Genomic DNA, 18403 nt, shown 5'->3' with positions numbered 1-18403 from the left:
CTGAGCCGAACCGGCGACGACCAAACGAACGAAACCGAGTCGAAACCCCGACTCACTCGAACGAGACCCCGTACACCTAAATCCTGATACTCCCCTCGTGCCGGAGGAATCGGGCCGGCGCTCGACGCGGCCGGCACCGTCGTGGTCGGGATGCGGATGGCCGGGCTGTCGGGGTGCGGCTGGGTCGAACGGTCGACAACGGACGCGCCCGGCGTGGTTCGCTGTCGGGCGAGCGGAAACCGCTGCCGACGGCAGCTCGGCATGCGCCGGTGAGGCCGTGTCGGTCCGAGGGCTTCGTGTGCGGTGGGTGTGACGTTCACAGCGGGGTCGGGGAGCTTTGGTACCGGTGGGAGTGTTTCGGGTCGCCCCATTGAGCGGCGAGACCACGTGGTCGTTCGTGAGCCGGGTCGCCGGGTGCTATGGGCTGGACGCCGACGCCCTGGCGGGTCGTTGGCGATGGGTCAACCACCGCCCCCGACACGGAAGCGGGGCGCGGCGGGCGGACGCGGAGACGGTCCTCGACACGGCGGGGCGACAGGTGTTGGCACAGTTGTGCGGCGTCGAGGAGGAGGTGCTCGCGCGGGCGTTGCCCTCCTGGGGCAGGGAAGAGGACGAGGTCGCCGGGTGGGGCACGGCGGGGATGCCGCGGGGGATGTGGCGGGTCGGTGGCGCCGTTGTGGGGCCGGTGGCGTTCGGGTGCCGGCTGTGTGCGGCGCGGCGTACCGGCGGGCCGGTGCGGGTGGTTCGGTACGCGGCGCGGTGGGAGCGAGTGTGCGTTCGGCACACGCGGTGGAGCTCGGACGCGGACGCCGACGGCGTACCCGAACACCTCGAGTTGCACGAAGTACCGGAAGCGGTCCGGGCGCAGCGGCGGTGGGCGGGTGTGGCGCGGCGGGCGGTGCGGGCCGGGGTGGATCCCGGGGAGGTGTTCGGGGTCGCGTGGGCGGTGGTGTGCCGGTGGTGGGAGTCGGCGCTGCTGTGGGAGCGGGAGGAGGTGTGGCCGCGGCGGCTGCACGCGGTCGCGGGCGGGGACGCCGGGGGTGATTTCGAGTGGTGGCGCGTGGTCGGGCGGGACGCGGTGACGTTCCCGGAGGTGGTCGCGGTGGCGGACGCGCTGTTCGATCCGGCGATGGCGGAGCGGTTGTGGCGCGACAGCGGAGCCGAGCGGCCCCGGATGTTGCCCGCGGACGGGGTGTTTTGTCGCGAGCTCGGGGAGCGGGTCGGGCGGGCGTGGTTGGGGCCGTTGATCGCGGTCGACTACGGCGGTCCTTTGATCGCGTGGATGGGCGCCGTCATCCGCGGGCGCCGCGACGGAGCGGGGCAGGGTCCCGGTGTGGCGGGTTCGGGTGTGGGGTTGGGGTGGGTGGACGATCCGTGGCGGGTGCGTCAGGAGGACCGGCCGGCGACCACGGCCGCGCTGCTGCGGTCGCTGAGCAAGGAGCGGAAGGCGGGCGGCTCGGGGACGCTGTGGCGCTCGACGGTGTCTGCGGAGGAGCGTGCGCTGATCGGCGAGCTCGTGGGGGAAGCGGAGGAGCAGTTGGTCGGGTTGCGCGGGGCGCAGACGGGCAGCACAGCGGACGCGGCCCGGCGGTATGGACGAGGAGACCCGGGTGGGCGGGTGTTCCGACGGTCCGTCCGACTTGCCGAAGACGTGGGATCGTCCGACCCACCGGTGCCGGCAGCCGGTGCCGTCCCGGGCTGTACAAGTCCCCCTGCACGTCACGCGATGTAGGGGTTGACGATGCGGTGGGGTCGCTTGGCGATCTCCAGCACGTTCTGGGGGAAGCGGGGGCCTGCGACGTAGTGGCGGCCCTTGGTCTGTCCCACGGCGGTCAGTACCTCTGCCTTCGTCAGTGTCTGAAGGTCGCGTGTCGCCTGCTGGGTGTTGATCGCTTCGGCTCGTTCGTAGCGGGAGCGCCGCACCCTGCCGACCATGGCGACTTCGTGAAGGGCTGTGACCTGCCGTTCGGTGATGCCGTCGGCTTCGGCGGCCTCCATGAGCCGCACCCAGCATTCGTTGGAACGGCTGACGCGGTACTGCACTCGCTGGGCTTGCTGGTGGTAGGCGAGGAGGTTGAACTTGATCCACGGCAGTGTGTCGCGCTCGGGTGACCAGACGGGGCCGCCGACCTCGCGGAGCACCTTGTAGTAGTCCCAGGTGTTGCCCGGCATTCCCAGCCACTCCTCGATCGAGGAGAATTCGGGGGCCAGGACTCCGCCGCGGGCGATGAGCAGGGTCTGTAGCGATCGGGACATCCGCCCGTTGCCGTCCGACCACGGATGGATCTTCACCAGGTTGAGGTGTGCCATCGCGGCCCGGATGAGCACGTGGTCGTCGAGGTCGCCCTCGTTCAGCCAGTCGACGAGCTCGCCCGTCAGGCCGGGGACCAGTTCCTGGTCCGGCCCCTCGTAATCCGTCGCCAGTTCGTCGCCGGGGGCCGTGATCCGGATGGAGGTCTTTCGCCACTGTCCCGCCGTCTTCAGCGGGTGGTGATGCCCCTGCAGCATCCAGTGGAGCGCGTTCAGCAGTTCCTTGCCGTAGCGGAAGTCGGCGACATCGTGCAGCGACTGGATGTACGTCATGGCCTGTTGGTAGGCCAGCGTCTCCGCCTTGTTCTCGTCGCTCGCCTCGACCTCGCGTTCCCCGTCCATCAGGTCCGCGACGTCCTTGGCGTCGACCTGGTAGCCCTCCATCGTGTTCGATGCCGCGATGGCGCTGGCCGTCAGGGCCTTGCGCAGGTCGAGGGTCCATTTCATGGGGGCCTGCTGCACTGCGTGGCGTAGCCGGTCACGCATCGCGTCGACCTGTTCCAGGACCTGCAGGTCGACGGGCTCGAGGCGGGGAGTCGCATACAGCATGAGGCAATGATACCAAGCTCCTATCATTTTGTGTTTGTGGCTTCCGGTCACGTCGACCCGGCGTGGGCGCCCAAGAGTGGTACAGCCGGCGGCGGGTGGGCGTGGGAGATCACACGGCGGCGGTGCGAGACGGCGGGGTCGAAGGCGCGGCCGCGGGTGTGGCCGGGCCGGAACGCGGGCGGCGGAGCGGGCCCGGAAGGTGATGCGGCGGACGTCCTCGTCGGGTTCGGACTCGCGTGGGCAGGCGTTGACGGCGAGAGTCTCGCCGGCGCCCGTGCAGCGGTGGATACAGGTCTTCCCTGTCCCGGAGGTTCTCGCGGGCGGTGATCAGGGCGCGGGTGGCAACGATCCGGGCGTCGGGCAGGGGCACGTACCGGTCGGTGTCGGTGTCCATCGGTGGGGTGGGCGGGTTCGCGGTCACGGTTGTTTCTCGGGTTCGGCCTTGTGTGTGGTGGGTGGGGGCGGGCGGCGGGGTCGAATGCAGTGCGCGCGCAGGTGATGGTGCCGGCCGTGATCCGCAGGTGTGGGCATGGCGGGGGCGGCCGGTGCGGCTGCTGTGGCGCGACGCGGCGGACGGGCGGACACGTTCGTGGGTGCTGCGGGTGTTCGCTCGGTACGCGGACGGCACCGCGCTGCCGGCCGACTGCCCCGGCCGTGCCAAGGCGGGCGGTGAACGGGCGCTGCAGGCCGCGGCGGTGGTGACGGCGGCGTGCGAGGCGGTCGGCTGATCGTATCGGCGGTTTGTGCCGCCGGATCCTGTTGTCGTGGCGAACGTGCGGTGGCCGGCCGGGTACCGGCATCCCCGTCATCGGGGCTTGCCCGTCGTGGAGGCGGCGGTGGTGGGCGCGTTCGCCCAGGCGCGGCCCTTGATCGAGGGTGTGCGGGCGGTGGGTGACCCGATCGTGGTGTGGCCGGTGGTCTTTCACGCGTTGTGGTCGGGGCGGTTGTCGGTGGTGTTGTCGCGGGCGTTGCACGAGCGGGTGCCGCCTGGGCGGGACCGGGGGTCGATGCGGCCGTCGGCGCGACGGTCGAGGGTGGGGTGTCGTGGTGAGCGGTCGGCGGCCGGTGGTCGCGGTGGGCGCGCATGTGGTGTTCGAGGGGCGTTCGTGGCAGGTGGTCGCTCTGGAGGGCCCGGTGGTGCGGCTGGTGGACGAGCGGGGTGTGGTCGCGTCGATGCTGGCCGGGTACCTGTGCGCGGCCGCGGACTTCGCGCTGGTGGGTACGGCGCCCGTGGCGGGGGTGCCGCGGTGGGGGTTGTTCCAGACGGTGCCGGTCCGCGAGCGGGAACGGGCCTTGGCGTGGCAGCGGCACATCCACGAGATCGAGTGCGGGTTGCCGGACGGCCCGGGCGGTGTGGGGGTGGCGCGTGGGGAGTGCGGCCCGGGTCGGTCCATGGCGGAGCGGGAGCGGGCCAAGGTCGAGGAGATGCGGGCGTCGGGGTGGGCGGTGAGTGTGGCGACGGTGCAGCGGATGCGTGGCCGGTATCGGCGGCAGGGTCTGTGGGGGCTGGTCGACAAGCGCGCCACGCGCGGCGCGAGTGCGACCGGGCGCAGCGACGAGCGGGTGGTGGTGGCCGTGTTGGAGGCGTTGGGGCGGCAGCGGGGGCGGTCGAAGGGGACGGTGGAAGGGTTGCGGCGGTTGGCCGGGGAGGTTGTGGAGGAGACTCACGGGCCGGGTGTGGTGGCGTTGCCGTCGCGGGCGACGTTCTATCGGTTGGTGAACGCTCTGGCCGATCCTGCGGAGTTGCCGGGGCGGCCGGCGCGGACCGCGAGCGCGACGACGCCGCCGTTCGCTCCCGTGGGCGTGTCGCGGCCGGGTGAGCAGGTCCAGGTCGACACCACCCGCCTGGACGTGATGGCCGTTTTGGACGACGGCCGGTTGGGGCGGCCGGAGTTGACGATCGCGGTGGACGTGGCGACGCGGAGCATCGTGGCGGCGGTGTTGCGGCCGGAGGGGACCAAGGCGGTCGACGCCGCTTTGTTGCTCGCGGAGATGGCCGTGCCGCATCCGATGCGGCCGCACTGGCCCGAGGCGTTGGAGTTGTCGCGGGCGAGCGTGCCCTACGAACGACTGGCGACGGTGGATGAGCGGTTGGAGGGCGTGGCGGCGCGGCCGGTGATCGTGCCGGAGACGATCGTGGTCGACCGGGGGCGGGTGTTCGTGTCGGAGGCGTTTTTGGCGGCGTGCGAGACGTTGGGGGTGAGCGTGCTGCCCGCCCCGCCGCGCAGGCCTGCGGCGAAGGCGGTCGTGGAACGCGCCATGCGCACCATCAAGACGAGATTCAGCCAGTACGTCGCCGGCCACACCGCGCGAAAGCTCGAACTGCGCGGCAGGCACCTCGACAAGCAGCCGCTGTGGACGATCGACCAGCTCCAGGACATGCTCAGCGAGTGGATCGCCCTGCAGTGGCAGCAGACCCCGCAGGGCGGGCTGCGCAGCCCGTACACGCCCGGGCTCGTCCTGACCCCGAACCAGATGTACGCGGCAGCGGTCTCGCTGACCGGCTACCGGGCACTGCCGCAGACCCCTGGCGACAACCGCAAGCCGCTGCCCGCGCAGCTCGGCGGGCGGCGCACCGCCGGCCGCCGTGCTCACCGGCGAACGCGCCATCAAACGGTCCGGCGGCGTGGCGTGACACGACGACCCGGCCCGCGTCCGATGGGAATTCCGCTTCCGGCCGCTGCCGTCGGCGCATAGGGTGCGCGGGTCCTTGATCATTCTTCGATGGGGGAGATGTCATGTCGGCGTCGGCCGTGCAGGTGGAAGTGCAAGTGGAGTCGGTGGACTCCTCGGATGGAACGGTCATCACCTACCGCACCGTCGGATCGGGGCCGGGGCTGCTGATCGTCCCCGGCGCCCTCCAGACGGCCGCCGACTTCGACGGCCTGGCCGGCGCGCTTGCCGGGCAGTTCACCGTACACACGGTCGAACGGCGAGGCCGCGGCGCCAGCGGCCCGCAAGGCGATGCGTACAGCGCGGCAGCCGAGACGGCCGACATCGAGGCGGTGCGCGCCGCGACCGGCGCCCGGCTCGTGTTCGGCACCAGCTTCGGCGGATTCCTGACCCTGCAGGCGGCGCTGCGCGGCTCCGCGTTCGACCGGATCGCAGTGTACGAGCCGGGTGTCGCGGTCGACGGATCGGTGCCGATGGGCTGGGCCGACCGCAGCCGGCGCGAACTCGACGCGGGCCGGCCGGCCGAGGCGTTCCTCACATTCGTGCAGGGCATCAACCCGGATCTGAGCGGCCGGGCACCGCGCTGGCTGATGCGGATCATCCTGCGGCTGGCCATCAAAAAACCGGAGCGGCTGCAAAAGCACGCCCTGCTGGCCGGGTCCATTCGCGAGCACGCGGAAGCAGAGCGCACCGAAGCGGACTTCCCGCGCTACGCCGAGATCGGCGTGCCGGTGCTGCTCATGGCGGGCAAGGACGTCAAGACCACCGGCGCGGGCCGGGCGACGGTCCGGTTGAAGGATGTCCTGGCCGACGCGAAGCTGATCGAGTACCCCAAGCTCGACCACTTCGGGCCGGAGACGAAGCCGGAGGCGATTGCCGAGGATCTGGCCGCATTCCTTCGGGGCGGCACCGCCTGACCGGGCGAACACCGCAGGCGCGGCCGACGGGACGTCGGCCGCGCCTGCGGTGTCCCGGCGCTGCGGTTGTCGGCCGGGCGGATCCGTGTGCGCTGAAGGCCCCGTTCGCGGCGTCGGCCGTCCGGAACGCCGCCCAATCCCAGAGGTTCGCAAGCAGGAACTTTGCTTGACGTTCAAGTGCGCCACGAGCGCTGGAACCGCTCCGAGCCGCGTTGGCCGAAGTCCGTCATGGTGAGCGTCGGTTGCTCGGTGTACCGGCGGGTCGCGTCGGTCCCGGCTGTCGTGTTCCCCGCGCCGAGCACGCGGCGCGGCCGCGACGGCTTGCTGTGCGCTTCCGTTCGGCCGTGGGGCAGGCCCGCCGGCAGGACTTCGTGGCGCTCGGCCGGTCAGACGGCGTCGATGGCGATGCGACCGCCTGCGGGACGGTGCAGTCGTGGTTGTCTGCGGTGAGCGGGACCGGTTCGCTGTCGACTTGGACCGACACGTCGCAGCTTTCAGGACCTCTAAGGCGCGCTGCCCGGCGGATCGGGCAGTCGCGGCGCGGCGGCGCGAGCCCGGCGGCGCGGCGGGCCCGCGCCGGTGGTGGCTGCCGCACCGCTGCCGCACCGGGCCAACCCGTACGACGGGCGGGACGAGGGGCCCGACACCCGGACCGAACGAGGGGATCGGACGGCGGGACGCGAGCGAAGGTGGGCGTGATTCATGAGGCTATGTTCTATTTGCACTAAATGCGAGTTTTTCGATATCTCACCAGCGCAACCCCGAGTGCCGGCACGACCAGGATCAGGGGCGCGGTCCATGCGCTCAGCGTTGTCGCGCCGGTCGCCGTCATGACAATCCCGATGAGTACATAGAGAGAGACGAACGCGGCGACGAAGTTCCGCCAGGGGTGGTCGCCGCTTTTCGAGGGGTGGTCGCCGCTTTTCGAGGAAGCTTCACCGGACACGTTCGCCCTTTCTGGAAGGACTCCGGGACGCGGGATATCCGCGCCCCGGAGCCGACAGTTCAGGAGAGCCAGGTCTCGACCGCGGCACTCGTGTTGGCTCCGGCTGCGAAGCAGCCTGCAGTACTCAGGAAACCGCTCTCCGGGCCGGTGACCCCCTCGCAGACGGCGCCGACCGTGAAGCCGGCGGCGAGACTGGCGCTGCCACGTGCGGCGGAGACGACGTCTCCGGAGATCAGGTCTTTGCCGATCTTACGGACGTCCCACGCGTCCTTCGCCTTCCCCGCCACGCCGGAGAATCCGCTGAGGCTGAGTGTTCCCAGAGGATCCGCCCGGTTGATCGGGTCGCCGGATGCGTATGCGTAGGCGTTGGCTTCCTTGCCTGCGGGGTCGCGTTGGGTGAAGCGGCCGACGGTGGGGTCGTAGTAGCGGGCGCCCATCTTGTACAGGCCGGTCGAATCGAGGTAGGTGCCCGTGTAGCAGAGCGGGTTGGGGACTGTTTCGGTGGTGGTGCGGGCGTTGCCGTACGGTCGTAGGCGTAGGTGTTGACCTTGTTGCCGTTCTTGTCCGTCATGGCGATGACGGAGCCCTGGGCGTCGGTGAGGTAGTAGTGGTGGGCTTCACCGGTGCTCATGGCTGTGAGGCTGCCCGAGGGTTCGCGGACGAATCCTGTTTCCACGCCGTTGGTGACGGTCGCGGTGAGGCCTTCGGAGCCGTAGTGGAAGTCGGTGGCGCCGAAGTTGAGGCGTTCGGCGTTGGTGGTACCCGTGTAGGTGGCGGTGGAGGTGGTGGACCCTCGGGTGATGGCGGTGAGTTGGTTGAAGTCGCCGTACGTCTCGCCGGTGCGGGGCAGGCCGCCGCCGGCGGTGGTCTCGTTGCCGTTGGCGTCGAAGGTCCAGCCGGTGTTCGTCGTCTGGTTGGCGGCGTTGTAGGTGTAGGTGGTGCCCGCGGAGTTGCAGGCGGTGGTCGTGCTGGAAGTGGCGGTGAGGTTGCCGGCCTTGTCGTGGCAGTAGAGCCACGCGGCGAGTTGGGTGCCGCCGCTGTTCGTCTCGGCCGACGCCCGGAAGGCGCGACGTGTCCGGGATCCGGCGCCGGTCGAAGTGCGATGTCGGTGTGTGGGTGTCGGCTTCACCCAGTCGTTATCGGCGCGGGTGCGGGAAGGGGTCATCGGGTGCCGGTGTCGGGGTCGCCCGCCCAGACGAACTGCTCGTCGTCGGCCGTGACGTTCATGCCGTGGTCGTACAGGCCGACGGCACCGCCCGCGATCCACGCGTCCCACGCAATTTCGAGTTCGTCGACGAGCCGGCGCGGACCGCCCTGGGAGGCGATCGCGGGCCTGGTCGGCGGCGTGGAGATCGTCGCCCAGGACTGGCGCCGTCGTGGAGGCGGGCATGGACGCCGTGGGTATCGGCGGTGGTGTCGAACGGGACGTCGGGCAGGTGCAGGCGCAGTACCCACATCAGTGGGCGTTGTCGTGCAGGGGGCGTGGGTCGCGGGTGAGGCGCGTTCGTGATCGGGGTCGCGGTCGGCCCGGACTTGGCGGTGGGTGGGGGTGGTGGGCGCGCCGCGGGCGTTCGTGAACTGGGCGAGGCCGTGGAGCCATCCCCTCGCCGAGCGGCCCTCCTTGCCGGTGGTGAGGGCGAAGTAGCCCAGGCGGGTCCAGGGAAAGACGATGTCGCCGCCGGGAGTGGTCTGTTCGATCCAGGCGCGGGGACGCGGTCGACCGCGTAGGTGGCGATCAACCGGTCGAAGGGGCTGCCAGGGCCCAGCCGAGGGCGCCGTCGCCGACCCGGACGTCGACGCGGACTCCGGCGCGGGTCAGGGTCGCGGTCGGCCGGTGGCGAGGGCGGGTCGGCCTCGACGCTGGTGACGTGTCCGGTGCGCCCGGTCCGGTGCGCCACCAACCCGACCAACCCACCACCGAGGTGCTTCGCCACAGGAGCGGTCAGGTTGCCCGGCACGCTCCGTCGTCGACCCGCGCGTGGATGAGGTCGTGGTGCCAGGTCTGACCCTCCGGCGCGTTGGGTATTTGTATCGGGACATCCGCGGGATCGCGCCCACCGTTCTCCACGGTCAGACACACGGCGTAGCGCCCGTTGTCCGTCGCGATCGTGAACCGCGCGGTCGCCGTCGTCCCCGAGACACCTTCGATCCGCAAAGCCGGCCGCGAACCGTTCGGCGAATCGAGTCTGGTCCCCACAAGTGTGGTGTAGTCGATCGACCCGGCGAACCCTTCCAGCACCGACCCACTCGACAGCTCCGCCGCGAACTTGTCCGCCGCGGATCGGACGGAGTCCCGATCCCACGTCGACCGATCGTGCAAGTTCACCATCAGTAGGCCCATCCCGAAACCGCACAGCGCGGTCAGGATTCCACCGACCTGACCCTTTCCGAATGACTCCCCCCAGCGCGGCACGGCCGCCGCGCTGTCACCCGGGCCCGCGAACCTTCGGTACAGCCAAGGAATATCGATCACGCTCAGCAGAAACGCCAAGCCACCGAGCCCGAAAAAGTAGACCGCCGATCCAGGCATGCCACTTCCCCCGTTCGCCGCCTCGACCACCTCGCCGGCTGCGCCCGAAGGTACACCCCCACTGGACGCAGCATCGTTCACGAAGCCTCGTGGGATTCGGCGACGAGTCGGCGGAAGCCATCCGTTTCTTCGCGCGGTTCGGTCGGGACGCCGCCCGTGGACCGCACCCTGATGGCCGGTTCGAGGAGCCGGTAAACCGGTCCGTCCTTGAAAAACTCGTCCGCGTGAACCGTCATGACACGCATGCTACGAAGGAACGCATGCCTGCATCGGGCTCACTTGTCCACGACAACGGAAGTCAACGCGGCGGGTGTTGCTCGGCGAGGGATTGGTTGACTTGCGGTGTCACAGGCGTGGTGCGCGGCTGGCACACCTCGAGTCGGATGGCGACTCGTGGCATAGCAGGACAGCAATCACCTGTCCGGAAAACGCGGGGCCGCTCAATCAGGGGTTCCTGATGGTGCCCGAGGACGCGTCGGTGGGGTTCGGTAGCGTCGGTGGCCGCGGGTTGATCGGGTGTGGCATTCGGACGGGGACATGTGATGGGTAAGGGTGACGTCGTGGACGCGCGGTCTCGGGCTCGGATCGAGGAGCGTTTTCGGCGTGATTGGGGCGTCGAGCTGCCCGAGTCGATCTTCCGGTTTCGCGCGTTCCTCGACGCGCTGGGCCCGCGGGAGCTGCGTGCGCTGCGCGACGCGGAGCTGACCACGATGGGCGTCCTCGACCTGTTCGACGACCCGGACGGGCAGCCCATCGCGGGCATCGACGTCCGCGTGCACGGCCGCTACTACCGCGACCCGCCCGAGTTCCTGACCTTCCTGCACGGCGGCTCCGACGGCCTGCACTACGGCCTGTGGTTCGACGACGGGCGCACGTGGGGCGGCGTCGGCAGCTACTACAACAACGACGGTGGCGGGATCGACCGGAGCGCGGGGACGCCGCTGGAAGCGGTCCGGCTCGTCATCGAACGCGTGTGGCGCGACCTCGACGACTACGGCCCCGACGAAGTCCTCGACTGGGACGAACGACGGACCGACCTCACCCTGCTGCGCCGGGCGTTGACCGCGTTCGAGACCGCCGATCGGCCCGAGACCGATGTCGCGTACATCCACGCGTACGCGTCGCGGCATCCGCCGGTGGATCCCGACCGGATCACCACCCTGGACGGGGGCGGCGCACTCGTGACGGGCGAGACCGCGTTGGGTCGGCCGCCGCACAACGGCGCCGACGACTACCGGTTCGGGCAGTACATGTACGCGTCCTTCGACGACGCCGAGGCTCTGGCCGAGTCCGTGGCGCAGGCACGCAGCCGGTGCGCGGCGGGTGACCCGGCGGAGGCCCTGGTCCTGGGCCGGGACCTGCACTGGGCCTCGCACGGCGACCCGGTCCGGGAGGCGTACGCGGCCGAACTCCTCGCCGCGGCCTACCACGCGCTGGACCGCCCGAACCTCGCGGCGATCGCCGCGGCCCACCACCGCCACCGCGACCTGGCGAAGGTGGAGGTCCTGGAACCGCGCAAGCGCGGGTAACGCTCCTGCTCAGCGGGGAGGGCGCGCGATCCCCCAGCAGGGGCGGGATTCCCCAGGAACAACGGTTGCTCCAGTCCTCGTGGCGCTGATGGCGGAGGCCGATTTGAACGCCAAGGGGTTGGCGAGGCGCGTGCGCGAAGCGGGAGCGCGAACCGGTGTGACGATACGTACGGACACCACGCAGGCGACGCGGTGGCGTGCCGGTCAGGTTCCCCGCGAGGCGGCCCGTGCTCTGGTGCTGCGCGTTCTCGGGGAGCGCCTGGGGCGTGTCGTGTCCGCCGACGAGGTCGGGTGGGTCGATGTGATCGTGGTGGCCCCGAACTCTGGGTTCGAGTACTTGTGGCTCCGCGACGCGGAGTGTCGCCCCGCTCGCAACGATCGAGTTCAGCTCCGGCTCTCTCGATCGCTTGGAGGTCGAGGAGGCGCACTGCCTGCACGACCTGGGCCACGACGATCGGGCGCGGGTGTGTGCACGGCGGGCCCTGGCGACGTTGTCGCCGACGCGGGTGCGGCGTCGGGCGATCGACCACGCGTTGCTCGCGGTGTCGCTGGTGGACACGGGCGACGTCGACGAGGCATGCGCGCAGGCGACGGAGGCGGCGGGGTGTGCGGCGCGTACGCAATCGTTTCGGACGGTGTCGCGGGTGCGCCAGGTGTTGACGGTGTTGCGGCCCTACGGCGGGCAGACGCGGGTGCGGGACGTGGGAAGTTCGTGCGGTCGGTCCTTCCGGGGGTGATCGTGCCGTCGAGCACGTCTCGGTAGAAGGTGATCTCGGCGTGCAGTGCGCGGGCCGCGACGTGTGGATCGCCAGGCTGTGGCCGGCCTCGGGGAAGAACGCGACGCGGTGGGGCCGGTCCAGGGCGGTGAGGGCCCGGACGAGGGTGAGTACGTCGGCTGCGGGTGCGACCGGCTCGAGCGCGCCGTGCAGCAGTAGGACCGGGACGTCGATGTCCTGGGCGCGTACCGGCCCGGCGGGTCCGGCGAGTCGGTGGGCGTGCGCGCGCTGGAAGCGGTGTGTCGTGGTTTGCCACCGCTGGGGGTCGACGATGGCCATCGCGGCGACGGCTGCGGCAAACGGCCCCGGCCGGCAGGCGGCTTGCTTAGGCCGTGGGGCGGCTAGGTTGGCGCCGTGCATCCGATTCGGTTCGAGGCCGTCCAGCGCCACGGCATCCGTGTCTTCCACTATCTCCCGGGCGACGACGTGGTCGTGTCCAGGCACTGGCCGGGGCTGTTCGAGGAATGGCCCGAGGGGAGGACGCCGTTCTCAGAGTGGGCCGTGAACAACAACAACATGGAGGAAGTCGCCGTCTACGTGGGTCTGGTCTGGCGCCTGACCGCCGGCCTGGCCCGGTATGCGATCCCGACGTACTACCGCGACGACGCTGCACGGACGCTGGGTCGTGAGCCGACTCTGGTGGACTGGGAGTACGAGGTCGACGCGGAGCAAGTGACCGCCGAGTCGCGGGACAACGGCTTCGTTCCCGGGAGCTCGGACGTCAGGTTCCGCCGGGGGCCCACCGGATGGGAGGTGGAGAGGGTCGGCCGCGCGGGCGCGGGCCTGTTCCCGCTGGCGACCCCGCGGGACCTGGTGTCCGCGCTGCACGCCGTGGTCTTCGACGCCTCCTCGGAGATCACCGTGTTCGCCGTTTCCCCGGGAGCCGAACGCTTCGAGCGCCTGACCGCGGCATTGCGGGGCCCGGTGCGGCCGGCCCTGGCCGACGTCCTCGGGGACGACGGGATCTTCGTCGACCTCACGATCGGTTCGGACGTGGGCAACTACGACTCCGTCATCGTCGCTTCGCAGACCGATCTGCGCAGCCTGCCGACCGCCCTTGCCGCGGACTGCACGAAGCGGGTCGAGTCCTACGAGCAGCGGCTGGACGAACTCCGCAGCGTCCCGGATTTTCTCCGGGCGATGCCCGCGCTCGCGGGCGTGGATCTGGACGCCTCCTGAGCGAGGCTGTTCCGTGTATGGGTCGCGTGGGTTTCGGAGCCGGCCCAAAGGACACCCCGCAGCGACCTGGCCCGCCTGGGCTCTGGTGTGAGCGAGGCGGTAGGACTCGGTGCCGGTCCGGATGATGGCACCGTTGAAGGTCAGCCGGTCCACGATGGCGGCGCAGAGTCGGGGGTCGGTGAGGGTCTTGGTCCACCCATCTGGGGCCGGCACATGTTCCTTTTCATGGATCGCCGCTGCCACCGGCCCGTATCCATCTCCCGCGGTCCTCGTTGGTCTTCACGGTGGTGCCCGGATTCTCCAGGTGCTGCCTTGATCGGTCAGGTGCGAGGAAGGTGTGCCGGTGGCATCCCAGTTGAGTGGGGTCAGGTCTTCGGCGACGAAGTCCTCGCCACCGCCATCCTCGGCAGGCTCCTGCACCACTGCGACGTAATCTCCATCAACGGTCCCCGCTATCGGCTCAAGAACCGCCTCAAGGCCATCGAGCGGGACACCGAAGTGGCCTGACAGCCAGGACAATCCTCTGGACCGCCATGATGGAGTAGGCCAGGGTGCAGGGGTGAGCACTGACACGAATCCGGTCGAACACCCCGACCGGTGGATCCTGAACCTCCGAGGCCGGCGCGTTGCCGAGGTCGCCCTCGAACCCCATCCGGCGCTGTCCCTCGACTCGGGATGGGACGTCGTCCTGGAAGGCCCCGCCTTCCTGTCGCACGGGTCAGCTCTGACCAATCCCGCTCTTCCGCTGTCCCCGACCTCGCGGAGCACAGCCTCCCAACTGCTCGGGACATCTGTCTTGTCGGCGGTCGCATTCAAGTCCGGCGCTCTGAGGATGGTGTTCGACGCCGGCCTGCACCTGAACTGCTCATTCGGCCCGGCGGGGGCGGCGTGGGAGATCACCGGACCACAGGGCTGGTGCTTCACATCAATGCCCGACGGCGATCTCGCAGTCTCGCCCGGCAGAGCAGAAACGTCGTGAGAGTCCGCCAGGTCTGACAACAACCGTGCTCACACCCCACGGTCCGAGAGACGGAAGTGACCTGGCACCTGGGGACGTTCACGTGTACGCGGATGGGGAGCTAGAGGGTGTCTGAGAAGGGTTGTTCAGGGAACGTGACTTGGTAGTCGCTTCTCTCGGGGGATGCGGGTCATGGTCGGACCGCGCGCTGTGTATGGGACGGGTCCGTCCGATGTGGAATAGGAGATCCTGGCTCCTCTCGTGCCGCCGCCGAGGCCGGGGGGCCGACCGCCCAGGCATCCTCGGCGCGAGATCCTCAACGCATTGTCGTATCGGCTTCGGGCCGGCTGTGCCTGGCGTCTGCTTCCACACGACTTCCCGCCGTACCAGACGGTCTGCCACCACTGGCGCAGGTGGCGGATCGAGGGACGGTGGGAGGCGATCCTTGCCACGCTCCGCGAGCGGGAACGCACCGGTCGGGGCCGTGATCCGACACCGAGCGCCGGGATCGTGGACAGCCAGAGCGTCAAGGGCACGGAGCGGGGCGGATGGCACGGATACGACGGCGGGAAGAAGGTGTCGGGCGTCAAGCGTCACCTCCCGGTCGACACGCTCGGCCCGGTCCTGGCGGTCTACGTCGGCCCGGCGAACGTCGACGACCGCGACGGCGCCGAAGTCCTCCTCGCACGCGCCGCAGACAAGCAGGCCGCTCGTTTTCCAACGCCGCCGACATCGCGCAGGCCACGACCCTCGCGACCTTCCAACCCAACCACCGTGCCAGACCTTGGATCTGGGGCAGAACGACCCCACCTACCCGCACGTTACGGCGCCGGTTCGTGTACACCCTTTGAGGAACGCAGCAGTAGGCGTACAAGCCTATGTGCAACACACCCGCACGTTCTCAATGAAACCGCGATATCCCCAGGTCAAGCCCTCGCGCCCCATCCGAACGGCCATGAACCGTTCCCATCCGACCTGCAACACCCCAGCTCACACCACCCACCACTGCGAAATCATGACGAGGAACCTCGAGCTATGCCCCACCTCACAAGCACAGAGTCCCCGTCAGCGAACCGACGAGGACTCGTGGACGATCAAGGGCGGATACTTCCCGGATGGTTCTCGTCGGTCGCTCGAGGGATCGCTGCTCGCGTATATCTGGGCGGTCGGGACCGGTCTCCCGTTCTCGCTCCCAAGGCCGAGGTCAAAGTCGTCGGCCTGGCTTGTGAATTCGTTCAGCCAAAGTTGAATTCCTGCCCCGTGTGGGGATCGATGCCTGCCGAGCGGAGCCGACTCGCTTCATGACGGTTTAGGAATCGAGCCGTTCCCGCGGCCCATAGAGGGCTGCCGTGCAGAGGGTCCTCGGGGCCTTCTCCGCGCAGGACGCGGATGAGGAACTCGACCATGCCGCATGAATGGATTTCCCATTTCAGAAACCCGTGGTTGAAGGTGACCACCGGCCACTGGTTCGGGTCGTTCTCGATCGTGAGCCAGCACAGCAGAGTGGGAGCGTGGTCGACGCCCCAGGACAGGACGGGCGGCGGGACATCGGTGACGCCCGGAATGCCGCCCTCCATTTGCCATGTCAGATGTGCCGTACCCGTTTCCTGTCCCATCTCCTGATCCGCGTCGGTCGTCTTGAGTTCGTCGGGGACCACGATCACCATGCTCGGATCGATCTCCCCTCCCCCGTAATGGGCAAGGAACCAGGTGTAGTCGTCGGGCAACCGCAGAGTAGAGACCATGTCGAGCCGCGGTTCACCCGCAGGCGTGGGCAAGGGCATGAGCCGTGTGAGTTCCTCGGGATTGCGGTCTCCTCGCACGACACATCACTTCTTTCGTACTGGGCATTACGGACGAGTGCGGGTAGGTCCCCTCGGCGTGGGGCGCCGAGGGGACCTGTGCTCAGGGTGTGCTGCCGACCGGGACGGGCAGCTTGGTATTCGGGTCCTCGGCTAGGCCGAGGTTACGCCAGAGTTGCCGGGAAGGGCTGTAGAAGGAGTTGGGAACGACGGCGCTGCGGGACCAGTGGAGGAGTCCGCTGCCGTCGGTTCCGTAGGCCATCATCACGAACGTGGCAGGTACGGTGCGATCGCCGCTGTATTCCGGAGTGACCGTGTAGTGAACCGTCAGCCCTCCGTCGATCTGCTTCGTCACGTCCACTTCGAAGTCCCGCATGGTTTCGCGGAGACGACCGTCCCCGACGACGTAGGTGTTGGCCTGGCGGGTGCAGGTGGCGAGGTTGGCCGGGTTGTCGCCGGGGCCCGACAGTACGTCCGCGAGCAGATGACAACGGTTGATGGCACCGTCGGGGCGCAATCCCATCCACCCGGCGTATTTGCCGGCCCATTGGAGTCCGGGCGTGGGCACGCTGGGCGCACCGCCCGAGTGGGTCTCGAGGTATTTCTTGTCGAGGCATGCCTCCATCCCCATGGCCCGGTTGCCGTGCGCGGTGTCGACGGGCTTGTAGATCGGGTCGCCGACGGTGCACGGCTTCCCCTGGAACCTTTCCAGGAGGGTGTTCACGTATCCGCCGCCCCTGGCCAGTGCGGGGAGGGAGACCGGGCCTCGGGAGAGGGCGGTCCGGGATTCCGTGATCAGGGTGCGGCTTTCGTTGACGACCTGCCGGGCGGCGCGGGCCGCGGCGAAGAACTTGGGCAGCCGGGTGGCGATCTTGGTGGTTGCGGAAACCGCTTCGGCGGCCTTCTTCGGGTTGAACAGTCCCGCGCCGAGTGAGCCGAGGTTCATCGCGGTCAGCAGGCAACTCTTCACGTCACCCTTGCCGAAGCACTTCTTCGCGTCGTTGACGCCGATGAACTCGAAGACGATGTCCAGGCCTTCGCCCCTGATCCAGTCGATCACGTCCTGGTTCGCGAGGCCGGCGGCCTCGTTGTGGTCGGCCAGGCAGGCGTCTCCGCACGCGACCAGCAGGATGTGCGTGTCGTCGAGGTTCAGCGGGTCCCCGCCGGCGTGTTCCTCGACGAGTAGCGCCTGGCGGGCCGCTTCCTCGTCCTTGCGCCGTTGCTCCTCCGCGCGATCGGCGGCGGCCTGAGCTTCCTGGGCGCTGGTCTGGGCGTTGGCGGCGGCCTTCTCCGCGGCGGTGGCGTCGGTTTCGGCTTTGCCTGCGATGTCGCGGGCGGTGCCCGCGTCGGTCTCGGCCTTGGTCGCGGTGGTGCGGGCGGAGACGGCGTCGCGTTCAGCCTCGGTGGCGTTGTCCCGGGCGAGGGTCGCGTCGGCGTGGGCAGCGTAGGCGGCGGTGCCGGCCTTGGTGGCCTCGTCCCAGGCTCGGGTGGCATGTGAGCCGGCGTTGTCGGCGGATGTCTGCGCCGCACCGGAGTCGCCGGCGGCCTTGGTCGCCCAGGTACGTGCCTCGGTGACCGCACGGGCCGCTCTGGCGGCGTCGTCGGCCGCAGCCGCCGCAGCCTGGGTGGCGGCCTTGGCATCGGCGCTAGCCTGCGCCGCGAGGTCCTTGGCGGACTGTGCGGCGCGGGCGGCTTCGTCGGCCTTGGCCTGAGCTGCGGCGGCCTGTTGCTCTGCAAGGGACTTGGACGTCTGGCCGACGAGTACGGCCAAGCCTGCGGAGGTGTCCTTCTCCTGGTAGGGGCCGCCGGTGATGATCGCCTCGTTCGCGGGGGCCACGACCTGGTTCGCCGAGTCGCGGGCGCTCGCGGCGGCCTGGGCGGAAGCCTGGGCTTGGGCGGTGGTGCGGGCGCTGCTCACTTGCGCCGTGGCGGCCTGGACCCCGGCCGCGCCCGCGTCGGTGCGGGCGGTGTCCGCAGCGCCGGCCGCAGTCTTGGAAGCCTGCTCGGCGACCGTGACGTTGTCGGCGGCCTGCTGCGCGGCGACGATCGCGTCGGCGGCTGCGGCGTGCGCGGTGCGGCTCTCGGCGAACGCGGTCTCCGCCGACGCCTTCGCGCCGTCGGCGGCGGCCTGGGCGCGCGCGGCGGCGCCGTCGGCCTCGGTCGCCGCGCGGCGGGCGGTTCTCCGGTACCTGGAAGCAACTCACGGAGAACGTCAATGAGTTGGCCGGCAACCT

General features: G+C 69.9%; 18 protein-coding genes and 4 pseudogenes. 11 read left to right on the top strand and 11 right to left on the bottom strand.

The genetic code is table 11. From position 1 onward, the window contains the following. Positions 1–370: 370 nt before the first annotated feature. Positions 371–1732: a DNA-binding protein gene (locus ABZS54_RS35670; RefSeq protein ID WP_355545808.1), complete on the top strand. Its 1362-nt coding sequence runs from the start codon at positions 371–373 to the stop codon at positions 1730–1732. Here ABZS54_RS35670 and ABZS54_RS35665 read toward each other — a convergent pair. Further along, positions 1720–2859, bottom strand: a complete 1140-nt coding sequence (locus ABZS54_RS35665; RefSeq protein WP_355545806.1) for a Fic family protein — start codon at positions 2857–2859, stop codon at positions 1720–1722. The two genes, ABZS54_RS35670 and ABZS54_RS35665, sit on opposite strands and share 13 nt — an antisense overlap. A gap of 521 nt (positions 2860–3380) precedes the next feature. Here ABZS54_RS35665 and ABZS54_RS35660 point away from each other — a divergent pair. From ABZS54_RS35660 to ABZS54_RS35650, 3 genes are all read left to right on the top strand, one after another. Then, positions 3381–3587: a hypothetical protein gene (locus ABZS54_RS35660; RefSeq protein ID WP_355545804.1), complete on the top strand. Its 207-nt coding sequence runs from the start codon at positions 3381–3383 to the stop codon at positions 3585–3587. Between the two features lie 319 nt (positions 3588–3906). After that, complete coding sequence (locus tag ABZS54_RS35655; protein ID WP_355545802.1) at positions 3907–5556, top strand: transposase; 1650 nt, start codon at positions 3907–3909, stop codon at positions 5554–5556. 41 nt (positions 5557–5597) lie between these two features. Then, positions 5598–6449: an alpha/beta hydrolase gene (locus tag ABZS54_RS35650; protein WP_355545800.1), complete on the top strand. Its 852-nt coding sequence runs from the start codon at positions 5598–5600 to the stop codon at positions 6447–6449. 724 nt (positions 6450–7173) lie between these two features. Here ABZS54_RS35650 and ABZS54_RS35645 read toward each other — a convergent pair. The 6 genes and pseudogenes from ABZS54_RS35645 to ABZS54_RS35620 form a co-directional block, all read right to left on the bottom strand. Further along, positions 7174–7395 (bottom strand): hypothetical protein, encoded by a 222-nt coding sequence (locus ABZS54_RS35645; RefSeq protein ID WP_355545798.1) that lies wholly within the window; start codon positions 7393–7395, stop codon positions 7174–7176. Between the two features lie 59 nt (positions 7396–7454). Beyond that, on the bottom strand, positions 7455–7682 hold the full coding sequence (locus ABZS54_RS35640; protein WP_355545796.1) for a hypothetical protein: 228 nt from the start codon (positions 7680–7682) through the stop codon (positions 7455–7457). 87 nt (positions 7683–7769) lie between these two features. Beyond that, positions 7770–7865, bottom strand: a pseudogene (locus ABZS54_RS35635) (RHS repeat-associated core domain-containing protein); the annotation flags it as partial. A 691-nt stretch (positions 7866–8556) separates the two neighbouring features. Then, on the bottom strand, positions 8557–8850 hold the full coding sequence (locus ABZS54_RS35630; RefSeq protein ID WP_355545794.1) for a hypothetical protein: 294 nt from the start codon (positions 8848–8850) through the stop codon (positions 8557–8559). Between the two features lie 487 nt (positions 8851–9337). Next, on the bottom strand, positions 9338–9925 hold the full coding sequence (locus tag ABZS54_RS35625) for a hypothetical protein (protein ID WP_355545792.1): 588 nt from the start codon (positions 9923–9925) through the stop codon (positions 9338–9340). A gap of 77 nt (positions 9926–10002) precedes the next feature. Then, complete coding sequence (locus tag ABZS54_RS35620) at positions 10003–10161, bottom strand: hypothetical protein (RefSeq protein WP_355545790.1); 159 nt, start codon at positions 10159–10161, stop codon at positions 10003–10005. Between the two features lie 306 nt (positions 10162–10467). On the opposite strand from ABZS54_RS35620, the gene ABZS54_RS35615 reads away from it, so the two are divergent. Beyond that, the gene (locus ABZS54_RS35615) at positions 10468–11454 is read left to right on the top strand and encodes an ADP-ribosylation family protein (protein ID WP_355545788.1); all 987 of its coding nucleotides are present in this window, start codon (positions 10468–10470) and stop codon (positions 11452–11454) included. A gap of 407 nt (positions 11455–11861) precedes the next feature. Continuing rightward, positions 11862–12191: a hypothetical protein gene (locus ABZS54_RS35610; RefSeq protein ID WP_355545814.1), complete on the top strand. Its 330-nt coding sequence runs from the start codon at positions 11862–11864 to the stop codon at positions 12189–12191. Positions 12192–12257: 66 nt separating this feature from the next. On the opposite strand, the pseudogene ABZS54_RS35605 reads toward ABZS54_RS35610, so the two are convergent. Further along, positions 12258–12590, bottom strand: a pseudogene (locus ABZS54_RS35605) (prolyl oligopeptidase family serine peptidase); the annotation flags it as partial. Between ABZS54_RS35605 and ABZS54_RS35600 the strand changes: the two are divergent. Beyond that, the gene (locus ABZS54_RS35600; protein WP_355545812.1) at positions 12585–13409 is read left to right on the top strand and encodes a hypothetical protein; all 825 of its coding nucleotides are present in this window, start codon (positions 12585–12587) and stop codon (positions 13407–13409) included. The pseudogene ABZS54_RS35605 and the gene ABZS54_RS35600 overlap by 6 nt on opposite strands. 84 nt (positions 13410–13493) lie before the next feature. Here the strand turns inward: ABZS54_RS35600 and ABZS54_RS35595 are convergent. Continuing rightward, positions 13494–13607: pseudogene (locus ABZS54_RS35595) on the bottom strand (ATP-binding protein); the annotation flags it as partial. Positions 13608–13766: 159 nt separating this feature from the next. On the opposite strand from ABZS54_RS35595, the pseudogene ABZS54_RS35590 reads away from it, so the two are divergent. The 3 genes and pseudogenes from ABZS54_RS35590 to ABZS54_RS35580 all read left to right on the top strand — a co-directional run. Beyond that, a pseudogene (locus ABZS54_RS35590) lies at positions 13767–13916 on the top strand (ATP-binding protein); the annotation flags it as partial. A gap of 52 nt (positions 13917–13968) precedes the next feature. Further along, the gene (locus ABZS54_RS35585; RefSeq protein WP_355545786.1) at positions 13969–14388 is read left to right on the top strand and encodes a DUF6188 family protein; all 420 of its coding nucleotides are present in this window, start codon (positions 13969–13971) and stop codon (positions 14386–14388) included. A 225-nt stretch (positions 14389–14613) separates the two neighbouring features. Continuing rightward, a complete protein-coding gene (locus ABZS54_RS35580) occupies positions 14614–15672 on the top strand; it encodes an IS5 family transposase (RefSeq protein ID WP_355545810.1) in 1059 nt (352 codons plus the stop codon). Here ABZS54_RS35580 and ABZS54_RS35575 read toward each other — a convergent pair. Continuing rightward, positions 15603–16094 (bottom strand): hypothetical protein, encoded by a 492-nt coding sequence (locus tag ABZS54_RS35575; RefSeq protein ID WP_355545784.1) that lies wholly within the window; start codon positions 16092–16094, stop codon positions 15603–15605. The genes ABZS54_RS35580 and ABZS54_RS35575 overlap by 70 nt on opposite strands. A gap of 178 nt (positions 16095–16272) precedes the next feature. Beyond that, positions 16273–18087, bottom strand: coding sequence for a DNA/RNA non-specific endonuclease (locus tag ABZS54_RS35570; RefSeq protein ID WP_355545782.1), 1815 nt, complete (start codon positions 18085–18087; stop codon positions 16273–16275). Positions 18088–18094: 7 nt separating this feature from the next. On the opposite strand from ABZS54_RS35570, the gene ABZS54_RS35565 reads away from it, so the two are divergent. Continuing rightward, positions 18095–18388, top strand: a complete 294-nt coding sequence (locus ABZS54_RS35565; RefSeq protein WP_355545780.1) for a hypothetical protein — start codon at positions 18095–18097, stop codon at positions 18386–18388. Positions 18389–18403: the final 15 nt, after the last annotated feature.

This window comes from Embleya sp. NPDC005575, assembly GCF_040605455.1.
Taxonomy (GTDB): domain Bacteria; phylum Actinomycetota; class Actinomycetes; order Streptomycetales; family Streptomycetaceae; genus Embleya.
The sequence above is the reverse complement of the archived record's forward strand: the minus strand, read 5'-3'. Positions and strand labels throughout refer to the sequence as shown.

Coding starts and splice junctions, on each gene's coding strand:
- ABZS54_RS35665 (WP_355545806.1), bottom strand. CDS start 2,859: ATGCTGTATGCGACTCCCCGCCTCGAGCCCGTCGACCTGCAGGTCCTG.
- ABZS54_RS35650 (WP_355545800.1), top strand. CDS start 5,598: ATGTCGGCGTCGGCCGTGCAGGTGGAAGTGCAAGTGGAGTCGGTGGAC.
- ABZS54_RS35625 (WP_355545792.1), bottom strand. CDS start 9,925: ATGCCTGGATCGGCGGTCTACTTTTTCGGGCTCGGTGGCTTGGCGTTT.
- ABZS54_RS35620 (WP_355545790.1), bottom strand. CDS start 10,161: ATGACGGTTCACGCGGACGAGTTTTTCAAGGACGGACCGGTTTACCGG.
- ABZS54_RS35615 (WP_355545788.1), top strand. CDS start 10,468: ATGGGTAAGGGTGACGTCGTGGACGCGCGGTCTCGGGCTCGGATCGAG.